We start from the raw sequence: 18,501 nt of genomic DNA on the forward strand, positions 1-18,501 counted from the left end.
AAGGATGCCGTTCCCATCACTAACGCAAACTTCGGTAAGATTAAAATAATTTTTCCTTCATCTTCTTCCAACGATAGTTTCGGATAAACCTCGCTTGTTCTTTAGTGACAAATAATTCTTTTCCAGAAGACTTAGCTTTCAAAAAGCCGTTTATGTAATCTATAAAAAGTAATGGTTTTTTCTTTCTTAAAGCCAGCTTTAAAGATGCTATTGTTGTAATAGTTAATCCATAACCCAAGCTATAAAAAGCTTCTCCTTGTTTGTAACGTGCAGCTTTGTTGTAATTGGCTCCAGTTGGCTTAAGGTGTTTTACTTTTAAAGATTCATCTGTAACCACTTTCCAATTGTAGAATTTACATAATAACTCGTCAACTGTATCCCAACCCATCGCTGGTTTTAAGCCACCAATTTGTTTAAAAGTTTCTTTTCTGTAAGCTTTAAATGCACCACGAATATGATCTTTGTCGGTTAGGTTTTCTAAAATCCAATTCCCATCTTTTTCTATGTATGCAAAACCACCAACCATCCCGATTTTATCATCCAATTTAAAATGGTTTAATATCGTTTTGAAATAATTTAAAGGTAAAATTAAGTCAGCATCAAGTTTTACAATCACATCATATTCATCGTCTAATTGCGATAATCCTTTATTAAGTGCCTTAACGACTTTGCTTCCAGGTAAATGTATTGCTTCAGAATTGTTTTTTACAGCAGAAATATAAGAGAATTTTTTAGCATATTTTTCAGCAATTTCAAAAGTTTTGTCAGTCGAATTATCATCAACTATAACTACTTTTTTGGGTAAAATAGTTTGATTAACAATAGATTGAAGTGTTAGCTCAATAAATTGTTCTTCGTTATAAGCTGGAATGATAATGTAATAATTCATAATATTTAATTCTGAAATACGGAACACTAAAAACTAATTACTGAACACTATTTTTAACAGCGTAAACTAAATAGTAACGATTTGTAAAATATCTCAACAAAGGTCTAAATCCGATTTTTTTGACTGGATGCGTAAACTTTATACTATCCATAATTTTAAAGCCAGTTTTTTCTAATAACCAATCTAATTGCCAATCTTCAAATTCGTGATAATGCCTGTCCCATTTATCAGTTTTACTTCTATAAGCAGAAGAAAACCATAAACGCATTGGAATTGAAATTAAAATTTTATCACATTTTACATTTTCTAAAATCGTGTAAGGATTTAATAAATGTTCAAAAATCTCAAAAGCAGTGACAACTGTATAATCTTCGTTTTGTAAATTTGATTGATCGTTGTCTAAATCTTCCCCTTTAGTATTTTTTACAACATAGCCGTTCTCATCCATAATTTTAGAAAAAGGATTTGGAACTCCTAAGTCTAAAATAGTTTCATTTGAAGAAATATGCTTCTTTAGGAAATCTAAAGTAATATTGAATCGTTTGCTAGGATATGTCTTTTCGTACATTAAAAGTAGATTAAGCAACAAATTTAATTTTTTCTTATAACATACAACTTACAACTTGCAACTTTTTTACATTTGATAAGCAATAGCATTTATGTTCATACCAGCACCAACAGAAGCAAAAAGTATAATATCTCCTTTGTTTAGTTCTTGATTCTCAATTTGACCTTTCATGATTAAATCATAAAGAGTCGGAACTGTTGCTACACTTGAGTTTCCTAATTTGTGAATACTCATTGGCATAATTCCTTCGGGATAAGGTTCTTTGTAAAGCTTGTAAAAACGTTGAACAATAGCTTCATCCATTTTTTCATTAGCTTGATGAATCAAGATTTTTTTAACTTGTTTGATGTCTAGATTTGCAATTTCCAAGCATTCTTTCATGGCTTTAGGAACATTTATCAAAGCAAATTCATAAATTTTACGGCCATACATTTTTATGTAACGAACATCAGGATCATTGTCTTGGTTGTATGAGTTTCCAAAAAACAAATAATTGGCTTCATCATAGGTGTATGAAGCACTATTAGTTGCTAAAATTCCACCAGTTTCGTTTGTTCCTTCAATTATTGTAGCTCCAGCCCCATCAGAATAAATCATTGAATCTCTATCGTGTGGGTCAACCACTCTTGATAAAGTTTCTGCACCAATTACTAAACATCTTTTTGCCATTCCTGCTTTAATGAAAGCCTGAGCCTGAATAACGCTTTCTACCCAACCAGGACAGCCAAAAAGCATGTCATAGGCGACACATTTTGGGTTTTTTATACGTAAGTTATATTTGACTTTAGCTGCTAAACTTGGTAACATATCACCTTGAATAGCTCCTTTTTTTACATCTCCAAAATTATGTGCAAAAATTATATAGTCTAAAGTTTCTGGGTCAATTTTTGCATCTTCAATTGCTCTTTGAGCAGCAATAGTAGCAATTTGTGAAGTGGTTTGGTTTTCTTCAACATACCTTCTTTCCACAATACCAGTAATTTCAGTAAACTTCTGAGCTATTACATCATTTGGCTGATTTAACTTGGAACCATCATCATTTAAAAATTCATGATTCGCAAAATCTTGATTTGTAACTTTTAATGTTGGAATATAACTTCCTGAACCTGTTATTTTTATTTGCATTGTGGAGGATTTAATTTGCTAAATTAATGATAAATAATTAAATGACAACCAAAAAGTAGTATGCATGCATATTATTATCGAATAATTAAGATATCCTGCATAAAAATAGTAATAATGCAGTATATATTTATTTTATTGAAATTTTATTTGCATTACTGTTGCCATACTCAAGGCATTGGTTTTCATTTGTTCAGCATGTTTGCCTTCATAATTAGAATCTATTGTTGAATAAAGATGTTTAAGCCAAGCGTCAAAATGTTCTTTTTTAAAAGAATGTTTTTCATGTAAATCTTTATGAATTTGGAACATATTGTTATGGTATCCACCTTTCATAAATAAAGACTGTTCCCAAAAAGTTGCTAATACATCAAAGTGATGTTCTAAATGTTTGTCTGTATCTGTTATTTTAGTAAAGTAAAAATTAATACTTTCATCTACCAAGAGTTTATCATAAAATTCTCTCATTATAGAAAGAATATCTGCTCTAGTTTTAATATCATTCATTATTTAAAAATTTATACAAAGTTACTATTATTGAGTTGCTTTTATCTGACATTTGTCATAAAAAAGAAAAAGGTTTCAAAATAAATTTGAAACCTTTTTAGTCTTAATACTTAATTCTACAATCTTAATACTTTTTACATATATGCTTCAATAGGAGCACAGCTGCAAACTAAATTTCTATCACCAAAAGTTTCATCAACTCGACGAACACTTGGCCAGAATTTATTTTCAATAACATAGTCTAATGGATAAGCAGCTTTTTCTCTTGTATATGGTAAAACCCATGTATCAGAAGTCAACATATTTAATGTATGTGGTGCATTTTTCAAGACATTGTTAGGTTCGTCTTCAGAAGCTTCTTCAATTTCTTTACGGATAGAAATCATTGCGTCACAGAATTTATCTAATTCTGCTACATCTTCCGATTCAGTTGGTTCAATCATTAAAGTTCCTGCAACTGGGAAAGAAACTGTTGGAGCATGGAATCCATAATCCATTAATCTTTTTGCAATATCAGAAACTTCTATTCCTTTTTCTTTGAAACCTCTACAATCTAAAATCATTTCGTGAGCTGCTCTTCCTTTTTCACCAGAATATAAAATTGGATAATGATCTTCTAAACGTGCTTTCATGTAGTTTGCATTTAGAATTGCATATTTTGTTGCATTAGTAATTCCTTCAGCACCTAGCATACAGATATAACCGTAAGAAATTAAACAAACTAAAGCAGAACCGTAAGGTGCTCCAGAAATTGCAGAAATTGCTTGCTCACCACCAACTTGAACTAATGGATTACTAGGTAAAAACGGAGCTAATTTTTCGTTTACGCAAATTGGTCCAACGCCTGGTCCACCACCTCCATGAGGAATAGCGAATGTTTTATGTAAATTTAAGTGACAGACATCAGCACCAATTGTAGCCGGATTTGTTAATCCAACTTGAGCATTCATGTTTGCGCCATCCATATAAACTAAACCACCATTATCGTGAATGATTTGTGTGATTTCTCTAATCGCACTTTCAAAAACACCATGAGTTGAAGGATAAGTTACCATTAAACATGATAATTCATTTTTGTATTGAATTGCTTTTTCTCTAACATCTTCTACGTCAATATTACCGTTTTCCATAGTTTTGGTAACGATAATTTTCATCCCAGCCATTGCGGCTGATGCAGGATTTGTTCCATGAGCCGAAGCGGGAATTAAACAAATTGTTCTTTTTTCGTCACCTCTTGATTGATGGTAGGCACGAATAGTCATTAAACCAGCATACTCACCTTGAGCACCAGAATTTGGTTGTAATGTAGTTGCAGCAAAACCTGTTATTACATTTAATTGATGCTCTAATTTTTTAAGCATTTTAGTGTAACCTTGCACTTGATCCAATGGAGCAAAAGGGTGAATGGTGTTCCAATAAGGCATACTTAAAGGTAACATTTCAGCTGCTGCATTTAATTTCATTGTACATGAGCCTAAAGCAATCATCGAATGATTTAATGATAAATCTTTACGCTCTAATTTTTTAATATATCGCATCAAACTTGTTTCGGAGTGATACTTGTTGAATACTTCATGCGTTAAGAATTCCGATTTTCTGTTTAAGTGCATCGGATAATTGTTTTCTAAAACATATTCAGAAACTTCAAAAGCTTCTTTTCCAACTGCTTCAGCAAAAATGGCAATTACTTCATTTACATCACTAAATAAAATCGTTTCGTTTAAAGAAATAGAAATCGTTTCATCATCAATGTAGAAGAAATTTACTTCTTTACTTTCGGCAATAGTTCTTACTTTTTTGGCGTCAGCTTTTACTACGATAGTATCGAAGAATGAAGTGTTTGTTTGGTAAACTCCTAATTTGTTTAATGCATCAGCTAAAGTTGAAGCCATTCCATGAACTTTATCAGCGATGTATCTTAAGCCATTTGGTCCGTGATAAACAGCAAACATTCCAGCCATTACAGACAATAAAACTTGAGCTGTACAGATGTTTGAAGTTGCTTTTTCACGTTTGATATGTTGTTCACGTGTTTGTAATGCCATACGCAAAGCACGATTACCATCAGCATCTTGCGAAACTCCGATAATTCTTCCTGGCATTGAACGTTTGTATTCATCCTTTGTTGCGAAGTAAGCAGCATGTGGTCCACCATAGCCCATTGGAATTCCAAAACGTTGTGTTGTTCCAACTACTACATCAGCGCCCATTTCTCCTGGAGGCGTTAGTTTTACTAATGATAAAATATCAGCAGCAACTCCAACTTTTATTTCGTTTTCATTTGCTTTTTTGATGAAATCAGCATAATCATAAACTTGACCGTATTTTCCAGGATATTGTAGGATTGCTCCAAAATACTCTTTAGAAAAATCAAATTCTTGGTGATTTCCAACAACTAACTCCACTCCAATTGGTGTAGAACGTGTTTGAAGTACAGATAATGTTTGGGGTAAAATTTCTTCAGAAACAAAGAATTTACAAACATTATTTTTCTTTTGATCTCTTGAACGAACATCAAATAATAATGCCATTGCTTCAGCTGCAGCTGTACTTTCATCTAATAAAGAAGCATTTGCTATTTCCATTCCAGTTAATTCGATAACTGTAGTTTGAAAGTTTAAAATTGCTTCTAAACGACCTTGAGCAATTTCTGCTTGATAAGGTGTGTAAGCTGTATACCATCCTGGGTTTTCAAAAATATTTCTTTGAATTGCAGGAGGAACTATTGTAGGATGATAGCCTAATCCTATGTACGATTTAAAAACTTTGTTTGTACGACCTACTAAACGAATGTGATTTGCATATTCGTATTCCGTCATGATATGTTCTAATTCTAAAGGATTCTTCAAACGAATATCAGCTGGAATAGTTTCGAAGATTAATTGGTCTAATGTTTCAACACCAATAGTTTCCAACATTTTTGGTAAATCATTTTCTCTTGGTCCTAAGTGTCTTAATGCAAATGAGTCTGTTTTCATTTATGTAAAGATAAAGTGTGTAATTGTGTTGTGTATTTTGAAATGCAAAAGTAATTATTATACTTCTAATTTTCCATTAATTTGAGTCAATTTTTTGTCTTTTTATCAACTAAAAGCTATTTTTATTAACACTTTGATTATTTTTGTGGAATGCGCATTTTTAAATACATATTTGATTTTTACATCCAAAGTAGCCTTCATGTTGCTTTGGCCGTTTATGCTTTGATTTGTATAACTTTTTTTAAGTTAAACATTTCTTATGATGAACCTGTAGCGTATTTTGGCTTTTTTGGGACAATTGTTGGTTATAATTTTATAAAATATGATGAATTAGCAAGAATTAAGAAAATCAAATTGACAAAAACTTTTAAAGCAATTATTTTTTTAAGTATTTTATCTGCTTTAGCAACTTTTTATTATTATTTAGAATTAAAAACAAAAACTAAATTAATAGGATTTGGAGCACTGTTACTTACAATTTTATACACATTACCTTTTTTTCCTCATAGAACTAACATGCGGAATTGGAGTGGGTTAAAGATTTATTTGGTTGCTATTGCTTGGGTTGGAGTTACCGTTCTTTTGCCAGTTATAAATGCAGATATGGATTTTTCAATAATCGTTATCTTGAAATGTATTCAACGCTTTTTTTTCGTTTTTATATTGATGTTGATTTTTGAAATTATTGATTTGCAATTTGATGAAAAGTTTTTGGAAACGATTCCGCAAAAACTAGGAGAGAAGCAAACCAAAAACTTGATTTATCTATTGGTTTTGGTATTTTTGGCTTTAGAATATTTCAAACCTAATATTACTCTAAATCAATTTGCTGTTACTTTTTTAGTAGCTATAATTTTGGGATTACTTACTTATTTTGCTAGTTCAAAACGAAACAAGTATTTTACGTCTTTTTGGGTTGAAAGTATGCCTTTTTTTTGGTTGATTTTGTTGCTGGTTTTCAGCTAGCTTATTTTACCAGCCGCCACCACCGCCACCGCCACCACCGCCACCGGAAGAGCCGCCTCCAGAGCTACCTGAGCTCCAACTTCCACCGCTACTAGAAGACGATTCGCTTGGTTTTGAACTTGAACTGTTTGCAGTGTCAGTAAAAGAATTTGAAAAACTATGCATTGAACTCGAATTAAAAGGTACAGTACCTACATACCATGTAGATTGATATTCTATTGCTGAATTGTTTAACATTTCGGCAAATTTTTCTCCCCAAATTTCATCAACACCTAAAGCCATTGCATAAGGAAGAATCATTTCAAAATACTCAGGTGTCATTTTTGGAGGATTCGAAAATTGCAAACGGTTCGCTTCAGTTGTTACTATATACATTTTAAAACCTTCTATCAAGGATTGCATTCTTAATTTTTCTGTACTTGGACTTTTAATTAAGTGTTGAAAATGTATTAATAAAATTAATGAAATGGCTACATAAATAGCAATAGATATTGAGTTTATTGAATACTCATCTTTAATCAGTACAATTCCTAAAATAACTACAATGTTAATTATGGTAAATACTACTCTAAAAACTGCACCATAAGTCGTTTTAGATTTGAATAGCTTCATGATTAGTTTAATAAAACCAGACAATAAAAGGGATGCAATTATGGTAAATATAAAGAAAAAGATAACAGGTGGAATATCATAAGCATAAAAATAAACTGTTACAATTAGGGTTATGATAAAAAATAATATTGGATAAATTATTTTGCTTAAGTTGTTTCCTTTTTGCAGAATACTATTGTATTGATCATAAAGATTTTGATAATGATCATTGAAAGCACTTTCTATTTTAGGATTGTAATTTCCTTTAAAAGTAATTTTTGTATTTTCTTTAAATAGTCTTTTTAAAATAGATTGTTCTTCAGTTGCAATTTTTTCATCTGAATCTTTTAATTTTTCTAATTCATATATATATGAATTAAAAAGACCTAATATTTTTTTAGAAGTATCTGTAATTTTGACATAACCTTTTGTAGCTAAATTCACAATAGAATAAGTTGTTGAGGATTTGTCATAACTTTCATTTATAATCATATTCATTGCTGCTGGCGATAAATTTTCTGGAGGATAAAATTGAGGAACAACAGTTGGTTTCTGTGGGTCTTTACCATATTTTACCCAACTTTTAATCATAAAAAGTAATGTACCAATTAATGAGAAGGCAAATAGAAAAATACTACCAAATTTTTCTAGAAAAGTTGGTGGTGGAGGTGGGTTTACAACGCCTTTTGGAAAACCAACGGCAATAGTAAGTCCTTCATAAGCCTGAAGGTTTTCTGCTTCAAAATACGTTTTATTTCCATCAACTTTAAACGAACAATTTTTTTCTATTGAGCCTTCAGTACCTGTATAGCAAGATGATTGTATTGCAGATGCAGAAGTTGGTAAAATAATTGTTGCCGATGCTTTGGTAATACTTAGACTCCATTCAGAACCTGTTACATTCCAATATAATTCATCAAACGTATCATAAAAACCAATCTGACCTTGAATAGTATATTTAATCTCATAATCATGTATGCCAGAAGGAATTAAAACATCTTTTTTTCCAATTTTCAATGAAAAATAACTAAAATTTTCTTCTATGTATTCAGAATCCTGACCATTATGTTTTACAGATTCTAATTCAATGTTATATCGAAATGTTTTTCCGTTTTTATCTGTTCGTGTTTGAGGAATTTTTCTAAAAATACCACGAACGATTTCATCACCATTGGCATAAACTTTAATGTTTTCAGTAACATTTATGGTTCTGTCGTTGTTGATGATAATCTCTGCATGAAAATCAATTATTTTTTCTTCTTGAGCAGAAATTAAATTCGTAAGTAAAAAAAAAGATAAAATTTGTAGAACTTTTAGGCTAATTTTCATTAGAAAGTAACTTTAGGATTTTCTCTTTCTTGAGTTGCAATTTCAAAGAAATCTTTCTTTTCAAAATTAAACATATTTGCTACAATTACACTTGGGAAAGTAGTAACTGCAATATTCAAATCTCTAGCTGTTGCGTTGTAATAACGTCTAGAGCTTTCAATTTCGCTTTCAATTTTGCTCAATTCAGCACTCAGTTGTTGAAAATTTGTACTGGCTTTTAAATCAGGATACTGTTCTACTACAATATTTAAACCTTTTAAAGCACCATTTAATTGTTGTTCTGAAATTTCTTTTTCTTTTACTGTTGAAGCATTTATGGCATTGTTTCTTGCTTTTACAATGTTTTCGAAAGTTTCGCTTTCATGTTTAGCATAACCTTTTACAGTTTCTAAAAGATTTGGAATCAAATCATATCTTTTTTTCAAAAACACATCAATTGCACTCCAGCCTTCTTCACAAAGTACTTTTAATTTTACCAATTTGTTGTAAATCATCACAAAATACATGACAATTAAAAAAGCAGCACCTATGATTATTAATATTATTAGCATGATTTTTGTTTTTTTAATTTAATCTCAAATATAACTATTTTTGTTACTATTTTATAAAATGAACCTTTTTTTCTGTAATTAAACAATAGAAAAAGAGTTTTATTTTTACATTAAATTATTAAAATTTCCTGATCATATTAATGATTTTCGGCTACTGCTTTTAAAATTTGATTTCTATTAATTAGAAAATTAGTCATGTGTTTTTTTAGAAATAGTTTGTCAAATAGTTTTCCAAAGACTCCAAAAGGAGTTTTATAAACTAAATTATCAATCATAATTGTTTCTCCGTTCATTTCTATGAAGGAATGTTCGTGAATGAAAGATCTAAAGTTTCCACTTTCCATTTCATCCACAAAAAAATCATACAATTCCATTTTGGTAATTCTACTTGTGTGTGTTAAGTAAAGTCCAAAATGCTTTCCCTTCCAGGTTACAAATTCATTTAAATTTATTAAACCAGAAGTAGTTCCTGCAATAGCTTTTTCATTAGTTTTACTAGCAGAATTTTGATGCACATCGATGTTTCTTGCTAAATCAAAAACGATCTGCTTTGGTGCGTTTATTCTAGTATTAAGATTGATGATTGCCAAATTGATTGACTTTTTTGTTAAATGTTTAAGATTCGTCTTTTGTTGTTTTGACTAAGCTTATTCCTGTAATGAAGAAAACAAAACCTAAAACGCCATAAATAATTAAAGACCTAATATCTTGATTACTTCCAGATGTATTTGCAAATAAAACAGCAGTATATATTAAACCACTTATTCCAAGAACAGTTAATATTGTTCCAAAGATTCTTTTAAGATTCATAATTTTTTTGTTTAATTAGTAAGTTATCAAAATTAGAAAACACTAGTTACTTTGTAATTATATAATTTTAAAAGAATCTTTCAATTTTTCCACTTAATTATTGACTAATTATTTCAACATTTAGTTCTTTGTGATTTTCTTTTGCTTTGCGTTTTCCTCTAAAGAAGAAATATAAGTTTACAAAAAGCATTATTCCTAAATATATTGCAAAACCTCCAATTTTGTAACTCAATTTTTCAATTAATTCTTGATAACTATCTTTATACAGATAAAGTTCTAAAATCATAAGAGCGAAACCTAGATTTAAAAGATAAAAACCTGTTTCAAATAATTTGTTTGTTGCTTTTGCAATTTCTTCTCTACCTTTAAAAATATCTGTCATATATACTAAACTGTTTTTGAATAAAGTTTTAGATACATAAATTGTTAAACCAATAGCAATAGGTAAATAGATAGCGTAACCGATTAAAATTTTTGAAGTTTCCATAATATAAATATTTAAATTAATTTTTTTACTTGTTTTGTGATGACTAATATGTTGAAATAATGCATTATTCCTATTAAGAACAATATGATTGAAGTTTTGATTGCAATCGTTTCAAATAATTGTGTGTGTGATGAAATTGTATTCCATTGAATCAAGGTAATTGCACAATAACCCAAATTAAAAAGATAATATGCAATTAGCAGTACTTGATTTATTTTCAAGCATAAATCTTCGTGATTTGGAATTAATTGAGCTACAAAAACATTTCCGTTTGTGTAACAAACCTTTCCAACTTTTACAATAATTATTGCTGTTATGATTAAGTAGATTATGTATCCAAGAATGTTTAGGTTCATGGTTTGTTTATTTTAAAACTCATGTAACAATGATAAATTGCTATTAGAATAGGTGCAATTAATAATTTGATGGTCATGTTTGAAAATATATTTATTACAATAAGAAAATAAGTTATTATTAACGACCAATAAATTAAAATTTCGTAACTTAATTTTCCTTGATAACTTTTAACAATTAAAAGAATTAGTGCAGTTGTTAATTGAAAAAATCCCAAAAGGAAATAAGCAGATAAGGCTTTTTCTCCTTGAATTAATGCTAATATTATTGTTATGATAACAAAAGCTAAATTGACGTAATTAAATATTTTTTTCATAATTTTATTTATTTTTAAACTTTCAGAAAAAAATGAAAGTTTTGATTAAATTTTTTTATTTTAAGTTTTACTTCATAATCTTGATAACCAATCTACCTAACCAGTTGTCTTTGAATTCAGTTGCTTTTTCTAGCATATTGTCAGCTTTTAAAACAAAATCGTATAGTTTAGTAGTTTGATCTACAAAATGTCTTTCTTCTTCTGTAGCATTTGATTTAATGCTAGAAACTTCCTTTAATACTTTTAAAGCAGGTTTAATTTCTCTTTTACTTCGTTCTCTTGAAATTTTAACGGCTAATTCGTCTAAATCTTTTTCAGCAGTAAAAAATTCTCTTCGTTCACCAGCTTTGTATTCTTTATAAACAATTCCCCAATCCATCAAAGCACGGAGATTCATAGAAGCATTTCCACGAGAAATTTGTAGTTCTTCCATAACATCTTCCATAGAAACAGGTTCGTTGCTAACCATCAAAAGAGCATGAATTTGAGCCATGGTTTTGTTAATTCCCCATTGACTGCCTAATGCACCCCAAGTTTGTACGAATTTATTTTTTGCTTCTTTGAATTCCATTTTAGAATTATTTTACTTTGATGAGACAAAGATATATAAAAGTTTTTAAACTTTCAATAATAAATGAAAGTTTATTTTGAAAGAAAAAAATATTTATTTAATAACTGATTTGCTACACAGTGTTTTAAAAAAAAAGATCAGTTGGTTTAAGATCAGTGTCTAAATCAATAATTAAATTTTCTGCGATTAATTTTACTAAATCCGCATTTACTGCATTACCAAGTGCTCCAAAACAACTTCCAAGATTTTTAGGTAAAGTAATTCCGTTTAATGATTGGATTTTTGCTCCTTCACTTGGTGTAATATATCTATTTTCCCAGCCAATAATTGGTATTTGTGTACTTACAGTAACCAATGAAGGAAAGAAATCAGTTTTCTTAACTCTAACTCCTGAACCTCTAAATTGTATAATATATTTTGACAAATCTCTTTCTCCTCCTTGTACGTTCCATTCAAATTTTTGCCAACTTGACACACCTAATTCATTAATTTTTTTAACAACTGGCTCCAATTCCACTTTATATTTTTCATAAAAAGCTCTGTTACTTCTTATATAATGTTTTTTCCAATTAGGAAATGGAATAGGTTTTCCTGTTTCTTTATGTAATTGATTTTTCTTTACATAATTAGGTAAATTATTAAATTTTTCTTCTCTAGTCATACCTTTAAGTGGTATTCCAAATTTACCTTTACATCTTCCTAAAGCATTAGAAGAAGTTCTAAATGGTATTTCATCTTCATATGGATAAGTTGCTCCAAATTCCATACTCCAAATAGGAAAACTAGGCAAGTTGTCTTCTAAGGGAACTTTATCAATAAACTCCTGCCATAATTTAATAACCGAAATTTTTTCATCTTCAAGTTTGGTTGCATCAGTTGGATTTACATCTAAAAAATTTAATATTGAATCAGTTGAATCAGATGGGTCTGGCCAACTAAAATGTTGTAAGCCATTTCTTGAACCTATTATAAATATTCTTTCTCTATGTTGTGGAATTCCAAAATTATGAGGAGATAAAATTTTATCATCTATAAAGTATTTAACTTTATTTTCAAGTTTATCTTTTATATATTTCCAAGTATTGAAATTGTCGTGAGTTTTTAAATTTCTTACATTTTCCAATATAAAATATTCTGGTTTGTGATAATCTATTATCTCAACTAATTTGTCAAAAAGATTTCCGTTTCTTTGGTCTTCCAATCCTAATTGATCTCCAGCTTTTGAAAATGGCTGACAAGGAAATCCTGCACACAAAATATCAAAATGTGGTATTTCTTCAATCTTAACTTTAGTAATATCTCTATTTACTTCAATTTCAAAATTTTTTTCATACAATTTTGCCAAATGTTCTTTTTTTTCACTTGCAAAAACACACTCATGACCAAGATTTTCTAATGCAATATGAAATCCTCCTAAACCTGCGAATAAGTCTATAAACTTCATATTCCTTGTGCTATTTTGTCATTACACCAATTTATAACTTCTAATCTCAAAGCAGGATCGACGGTTTTCTCATATAAAAAATTATAAATCCTTAACCGATCAATTAGCATTCCAAAAGTAGAAGTCCTCTTATTCCATCTTACATTTTCAACAAAATCTACGGTGGAAATTGATTGAATAATATTTTCTCTATACCATTTAATGTATAGCCCCCAATTATTCATGTTGATAGGTTTTTTTGCATCCCAATGTTTTCCTGCAGCACATTGTAGTAATACATATAAATTAGAACTTCTTCTGTCATCAAAAGATTTATAACCAACAACATCTACACCATCATCTTTGTAAGAATAATGAGCAGGTAATATTCTATCTTCAAAACAAAGATTTCCTATTTCATCTAAATAATCATTAAAACTTTTTCCAGCAGGAAAGCCTAGAATGAAGACTTCTCCATTTAGAAAATTCTTTAACGCTTGTGCAGATATTTTTTCAAAAAGGGAAGTGCCTCCTGAGTAGTCGTTTGCTCCGTTAAAAGAATAATAAAGACAAAGAAAATATTCTGGAATTTGGTCCCAAGAATAATTCGGGATAATTCTATTTTTTAAAATTGAGTAAATGGGTTGTTTGTATAAATGAGTTCTGGATTCTAAAATGCTAATCCATTCATCCACTTTTGTCTCATCTTCCCCACTTAAACTACAAATAGTAGACTTACTTAAAGGCCTATGATTCTTTAGTAAGTTTAATTCTAACCATTCAATTTCTTTGCCGTCTTTAAATCCTATAAATTCAGCCATTGCTATAATAAATTTGATTTTAATGCTACAATCAATTCTTCTAATTCAGTGACTTGTTTTATAAGTTCATCATCATTTTTATGCCTGAAAGCGAATTTTAAGGATTCTTGCATAGCTCTACTTGCATCAGTTAATTTCTTTGAAAGATATTCTCTTTCACCATTTGTTCTTTCATAAGCACCATCAAGATCTCTGTACTTTAATAAATATTCAATGGACTCCTCTTTTTTGACAACATGGCTTAAAGTATTTGTGATTTTTCTAGAGTCTGTTAAAACGGGTTGTTCGCTAGTATCTAAATTGCCATATATCCAAGTCAAAACATTTTTAAAATTATCTGATTTTTCTGAAGTAATTAATTCAGAGTCTAAGTCTACTTTTGAATAAGCTTCAACACCTAAATACTCTCTTATAGAAGCTGAATTATATGCAACAGTAAGTAAGGAAAAAGAATTTATAATAGGGCGCACATTAAAATTTAGGTTATCCTTGGCTTCTAAAAATAATTTATAAGTTATGTATTGCTTTCTTAATTTATCTGATCTATCACCTACAACTTTTTGAACTTGTTTTATAGATTCTGCAATTGAATGACCTTTTTTTAGTTCCTGTTCTATTACGCTTGCAGTATATGCAGCTTGTGCAAAAGCTTCCCATTTGAGTAATCCAGCTATATGTCTGACGCCAAGATAAGATGAAACATCCTCTCTTTTTTCATAAATTATACAAGGAATGTTTGATATATCTGATATTTTGAGTTGGTCATCAGTCTTTGGATAAAATCGATCTATACCTAATTGTTTCCTGAGACTTAAATCTGTTATTAGTTTTATTGCAGACGTTCTTCTATTTCCTTCAACTACAGTAAAGTTTATTGTATTATTGTCTATCAACCCTTTTAATGCTTGAGCTAATTTATCAGGATTTGGATAATCAGCGAAAACAAATGTTGAAGGAATTTTATTTGGAACTACAACTATTGGTTCTTCATCAAAATAACCGTTTTCAACTAAAGATAAAGCGACAGCTTCAGTATCAAAATTTTCATAAAGTACAGAAATTAAATCTAACTGAGAAGCTTCTTCAGGATTTTCTAAATAAGGAACTAAACGAGGATTTTCTTGATCAACTTGAATTAATTCTATATTGATATCTAATTGTGGTCTTCTATTTCCTTTACCTGCAAAAGTCATTGTGTATATTTTAAGTTACAAATATATGTAATTATATAGTTTATTTTAAAAAACATATTTTCTATATCAACCCAGCACGTTTCAACAATGCTTCTGGCTTAGGTTCTTGTCCTCTGAATTTTTTATATAATTCCATTGGTAATTCTGTTCCACCTTTAGAAAGTATGTTTTCTTTGAATTTTGCGGCAACTTCTTTATCAAAAATTCCTTTTTCTTGAAAATAAGCAAAAGCATCAGCATCCAAAACTTCTGCCCATTTGTAACTATAATATCCAGAAGAATAACCACCTTGAAAAATATGTGAGAAGGAAACACTCATACAATTTTCGGCAACATCTGGATAAAGTTTTGTGTTTTCAAAAGTAGCTTCTTCAAACGCTTTTATGTTGGTAATATCTTTTGGATCATTTGAATGATAAGACATATCTAAAAGTCCAAAACTAATTTGTCGCATTGTAGCCATTCCTTCTTGAAAACTTGCACTTTCTTTGATTTTTTCAACATATTCTTGAGGAATAATTTCTCCTGTTTTATAATGTTTAGCAAACAAAGCCAAAGCTTTTGGTTCGTAACAAAAGTTCTCCATAAACTGACTTGGTAATTCCACAAAATCCCAAAAAACCGATGTTCCAGAAATACTTGGATAAACTGTGTTGGCTAACATTCCGTGTAAACCATGTCCAAATTCGTGAAATAAAGTAGTAACTTCATTAAAAGTTAGAAGTGAAGGTTTGCTTTCAGTTGGCGGAGTGAAATTACAAACGTTAGAAATATGAGGTCTTTCGTTAACACCATTTCTAATACTTTGATTTTTGAATGAAGTCATCCAAGCACCATTTCGTTTTCCTTTTCTTGGGAAAAAATCAGCATAGAATAATGCTACTAATTCTCCAAATTCATCTTTTACTTCATAAGTTGTTACATCTTTGTGATATTTGTCTACATCAAAAATTTCAGTAAATGTTAAACCAAATAATTTTTTAGCAATAGTAAATGCTCCGTTTAAAACATTTTCTAATTGGAAATAAGGCTTTAATTTTTCATCATCTAAACTGAATAATTTTTGTTTCAATTTTTCAGAATAATAAGATCCATCCCATTTTTCTAAATGATCAATTCCGTCAAATTCTTTTGCGAAAGCGGTTAGTTCTGCAAATTCTCTTTCGGCTGCAGGTTTTGCTTTTTCCAATAAATCATTTAAAAACGATTTTACTTTATCCGGATTTTGAGCCATTCGTTCTTCTAAAACAAAATGAGAATGTGTTTTGTAGCCTAGTAAATTTGCTCTTTCAAAACGTAATTTTGCAATATTTAAGGCATTTTCTTCATTGTTGAATTTATTGTCTTGAAACGCTTTTTTTCCGGCAGCAATAGCTAATTCTTTTCGCAATTCACGATTATCAGCATAAGTCAAAAATGGAATATAACTTGGATAATCTAAGGTAAAAATCCAACCTTCTAATTCCTTACTTTTTGCTAAAATTCTTGCAGCTTCGATAGTTCCTTCGGGTAAACCGCTTAAATCTTTTTCGTTAGTAATATGTAATTGATAATTGTTGGTTTCTGCTAAAACATTTTCTCCAAAAGTTAGTTTTAGTTTTGCTAATTGAGTGTCAATTTCTCGTAAACGAGTTTTTTTATCTTCTGAAAGTAAAGCACCATTTCGAGCAAAACCTTTATATTTTTTATCTAATAATGTTGCTTGTTCAGTAGTTAAAGTCAGATTATCTTTTTGGTCATAAACAGTTTTTACACGTTTAAACAAATCTTCGTTTAAGGTAATGTCATTGCTGAATTCAGTTAGTAAAGGAGAAACTTCTTGAGCAATTTTTTGCATTTCTTCAGAAGTTTCAGCCGAATTTAGATTAAAAAATATCGATGATAATCTATCTAAAGCATCACCTGAGAAATCTAAAGCTTCGATTGTGTTTTCAAAAGTGGCTTTTTCAGAATTATTTATAATAGAATTGATTTCTTCTTTTGCTGCTTTAATAGTCTCATTAAAAGCTGGTTCGTAATCTTCCATTTTTATTTGAGAAAATGGAGATGAAGTATATTTTGTGTTGAATTTTTTTAAAAAAAGTGTCATATTATTTTTTTATTATCGATAAAGTGTATATTTTTACCGATGAAATGTTATTTAATAGTTAAAATCCTTTTTGCCCCAAGCAATTTTTTTAATTTTATAACGAAATAGCAAATTGATTTTTAATAGCTCCAGCGATGGAGCTTTTTTATTTTATAAAGATTCAGAAGACTTAATTACAGCTTCTTTTAGGCTTTCTTTATAGAAAATAATTTTGTCTAAAACACATTTATCAGAAGTTCCAATAATTTGTGCTGCTAGAATTCCAGCATTTTTTGCACCATTCAAAGCAACTGTTGCTACAGGAACACCACCAGGCATTTGTAAAATTGACAAAACAGAATCCCATCCATCAATAGAATTACTCGATTTTACAGGAACACCAATTACAGGAAGTGGCGACATTGAAGCAACCATTCCAGGTAAATGCGCTGCACCACCAGCACCAGCAATAATTACTGAAATTCCACGAGTATGAGCATTTTTACTAAAATCATATAATTTTTCTGGAGTTCTATGAGCAGAAACAATATCTACTTCTACTTCTATATCAAATCCTTTTAAAATATCGATGGCATCTTTCATCACTGGCATATCTGAAATACTTCCCATTATTACTGCTACTTTCATTTTATGTATGTTGTTTATTGTTTGTAGTTTTTTTAAAATTTATTGATTTCCATTGAAAATATATAAAAACGATTATCCAGAATATTAAAATATCATATGATAAATTATTAATATTTGTTCCGTGCTGTAATTCATAACAATTTCCAAAACTTCTTACTTCAAATTGATAATAGAAGTCAAAAGGAAAACCAAAATTATAATTTGGAAAACTTCCTTGTAATTTATTGAAAATTATTGAATAAAATAATGACAAAAAATTCATCACACAAAAAGTGATAAAACTATAAAAGCTAATTTTGAAAAACTTTT

General features: G+C 29.6%; 19 protein-coding genes. 1 reads left to right on the forward strand and 18 read right to left on the reverse strand.

Translation table 11 applies throughout. The features are described 5' to 3' along the window. Positions 1-40: 40 nt before the first annotated feature. The 5 genes from AAC008_RS10760 to gcvP form a co-directional block, all read right to left on the reverse strand. On the reverse strand, positions 41-889 hold the full coding sequence (locus tag AAC008_RS10760; RefSeq protein WP_339889302.1) for a glycosyltransferase family 2 protein: 849 nt from the start codon (positions 887-889) through the stop codon (positions 41-43). 37 nt (positions 890-926) lie between these two features. Continuing rightward, on the reverse strand, positions 927-1,457 hold the full coding sequence (locus tag AAC008_RS10765; protein ID WP_339889303.1) for a methyltransferase: 531 nt from the start codon (positions 1,455-1,457) through the stop codon (positions 927-929). A gap of 66 nt (positions 1,458-1,523) precedes the next feature. Beyond that, positions 1,524-2,582 (reverse strand): ketoacyl-ACP synthase III, encoded by a 1,059-nt coding sequence (locus tag AAC008_RS10770; protein WP_339889304.1) that lies wholly within the window; start codon positions 2,580-2,582, stop codon positions 1,524-1,526. A 132-nt stretch (positions 2,583-2,714) separates the two neighbouring features. Beyond that, the gene (locus AAC008_RS10775) at positions 2,715-3,086 is read right to left on the reverse strand and encodes a group III truncated hemoglobin (RefSeq protein ID WP_339889305.1); all 372 of its coding nucleotides are present in this window, start codon (positions 3,084-3,086) and stop codon (positions 2,715-2,717) included. A 134-nt stretch (positions 3,087-3,220) separates the two neighbouring features. Further along, positions 3,221-6,064, reverse strand: a complete 2,844-nt coding sequence (gene gcvP, locus AAC008_RS10780) for an aminomethyl-transferring glycine dehydrogenase (protein WP_339889306.1) — start codon at positions 6,062-6,064, stop codon at positions 3,221-3,223. A gap of 150 nt (positions 6,065-6,214) precedes the next feature. Between gcvP and AAC008_RS10785 the strand changes: the two genes are divergently transcribed. Continuing rightward, positions 6,215-7,030: a hypothetical protein gene (locus AAC008_RS10785; protein ID WP_339889307.1), complete on the forward strand. Its 816-nt coding sequence runs from the start codon at positions 6,215-6,217 to the stop codon at positions 7,028-7,030. 6 nt (positions 7,031-7,036) lie between these two features. On the opposite strand, the gene AAC008_RS10790 is transcribed toward AAC008_RS10785, so the two are convergent. From AAC008_RS10790 to purE, 13 genes are all read right to left on the reverse strand, one after another. Continuing rightward, on the reverse strand, positions 7,037-8,950 hold the full coding sequence (locus AAC008_RS10790) for a DUF2207 domain-containing protein (RefSeq protein WP_339889308.1): 1,914 nt from the start codon (positions 8,948-8,950) through the stop codon (positions 7,037-7,039). Further along, positions 8,950-9,501 (reverse strand): LemA family protein, encoded by a 552-nt coding sequence (locus AAC008_RS10795; RefSeq protein WP_339889309.1) that lies wholly within the window; start codon positions 9,499-9,501, stop codon positions 8,950-8,952. Before AAC008_RS10795 ends, AAC008_RS10790 begins: the two co-directional genes overlap by 1 nt. 137 nt (positions 9,502-9,638) lie before the next feature. Beyond that, positions 9,639-10,091 (reverse strand): SRPBCC family protein, encoded by a 453-nt coding sequence (locus AAC008_RS10800; RefSeq protein ID WP_339889310.1) that lies wholly within the window; start codon positions 10,089-10,091, stop codon positions 9,639-9,641. Positions 10,092-10,116: 25 nt separating this feature from the next. Next, the gene (locus AAC008_RS10805) at positions 10,117-10,311 is read right to left on the reverse strand and encodes a hypothetical protein (protein ID WP_339889311.1); all 195 of its coding nucleotides are present in this window, start codon (positions 10,309-10,311) and stop codon (positions 10,117-10,119) included. A 97-nt stretch (positions 10,312-10,408) separates the two neighbouring features. Continuing rightward, entirely contained in the window at positions 10,409-10,798 is a 390-nt protein-coding gene (locus AAC008_RS10810; RefSeq protein WP_339889312.1) for a hypothetical protein, read from the reverse strand. Between the two features lie 11 nt (positions 10,799-10,809). Further along, positions 10,810-11,154: a hypothetical protein gene (locus tag AAC008_RS10815; RefSeq protein ID WP_339889313.1), complete on the reverse strand. Its 345-nt coding sequence runs from the start codon at positions 11,152-11,154 to the stop codon at positions 10,810-10,812. Next, a complete protein-coding gene (locus AAC008_RS10820) occupies positions 11,151-11,468 on the reverse strand; it encodes a hypothetical protein (RefSeq protein ID WP_339889314.1) in 318 nt (105 codons plus the stop codon). The genes AAC008_RS10815 and AAC008_RS10820 overlap by 4 nt, the downstream gene beginning before the upstream one ends. A 67-nt stretch (positions 11,469-11,535) precedes the next feature. Continuing rightward, on the reverse strand, positions 11,536-12,039 hold the full coding sequence (locus AAC008_RS10825; protein WP_339889315.1) for a MarR family transcriptional regulator: 504 nt from the start codon (positions 12,037-12,039) through the stop codon (positions 11,536-11,538). A 124-nt stretch (positions 12,040-12,163) separates the two neighbouring features. Continuing rightward, complete coding sequence (gene dcm / locus AAC008_RS10830) at positions 12,164-13,483, reverse strand: DNA (cytosine-5-)-methyltransferase (RefSeq protein WP_339889316.1); 1,320 nt, start codon at positions 13,481-13,483, stop codon at positions 12,164-12,166. Further along, a complete protein-coding gene (locus tag AAC008_RS10835) occupies positions 13,480-14,283 on the reverse strand; it encodes a hypothetical protein (protein ID WP_339889317.1) in 804 nt (267 codons plus the stop codon). Before AAC008_RS10835 ends, dcm begins: the two co-directional genes overlap by 4 nt. Positions 14,284-14,285: 2 nt before the next feature. Beyond that, positions 14,286-15,476, reverse strand: coding sequence for a hypothetical protein (locus tag AAC008_RS10840; protein WP_339889318.1), 1,191 nt, complete (start codon positions 15,474-15,476; stop codon positions 14,286-14,288). Positions 15,477-15,537: 61 nt separating this feature from the next. Further along, positions 15,538-17,565 carry a M3 family metallopeptidase gene (locus AAC008_RS10845; RefSeq protein ID WP_339889319.1) on the reverse strand — a complete coding sequence of 676 codons (2,028 nt, stop codon included), beginning with the start codon at positions 17,563-17,565 and terminating at the stop codon, positions 15,538-15,540. Between the two features lie 150 nt (positions 17,566-17,715). After that, a complete protein-coding gene (gene purE / locus AAC008_RS10850; RefSeq protein WP_339889320.1) occupies positions 17,716-18,192 on the reverse strand; it encodes a 5-(carboxyamino)imidazole ribonucleotide mutase in 477 nt (158 codons plus the stop codon). Between the last annotated feature and the right edge of the window lie 309 nt (positions 18,193-18,501).

The organism is uncultured Flavobacterium sp. (assembly GCF_963975515.1).
Classification (GTDB): Bacteria; Bacteroidota; Bacteroidia; order Flavobacteriales; family Flavobacteriaceae; genus Flavobacterium.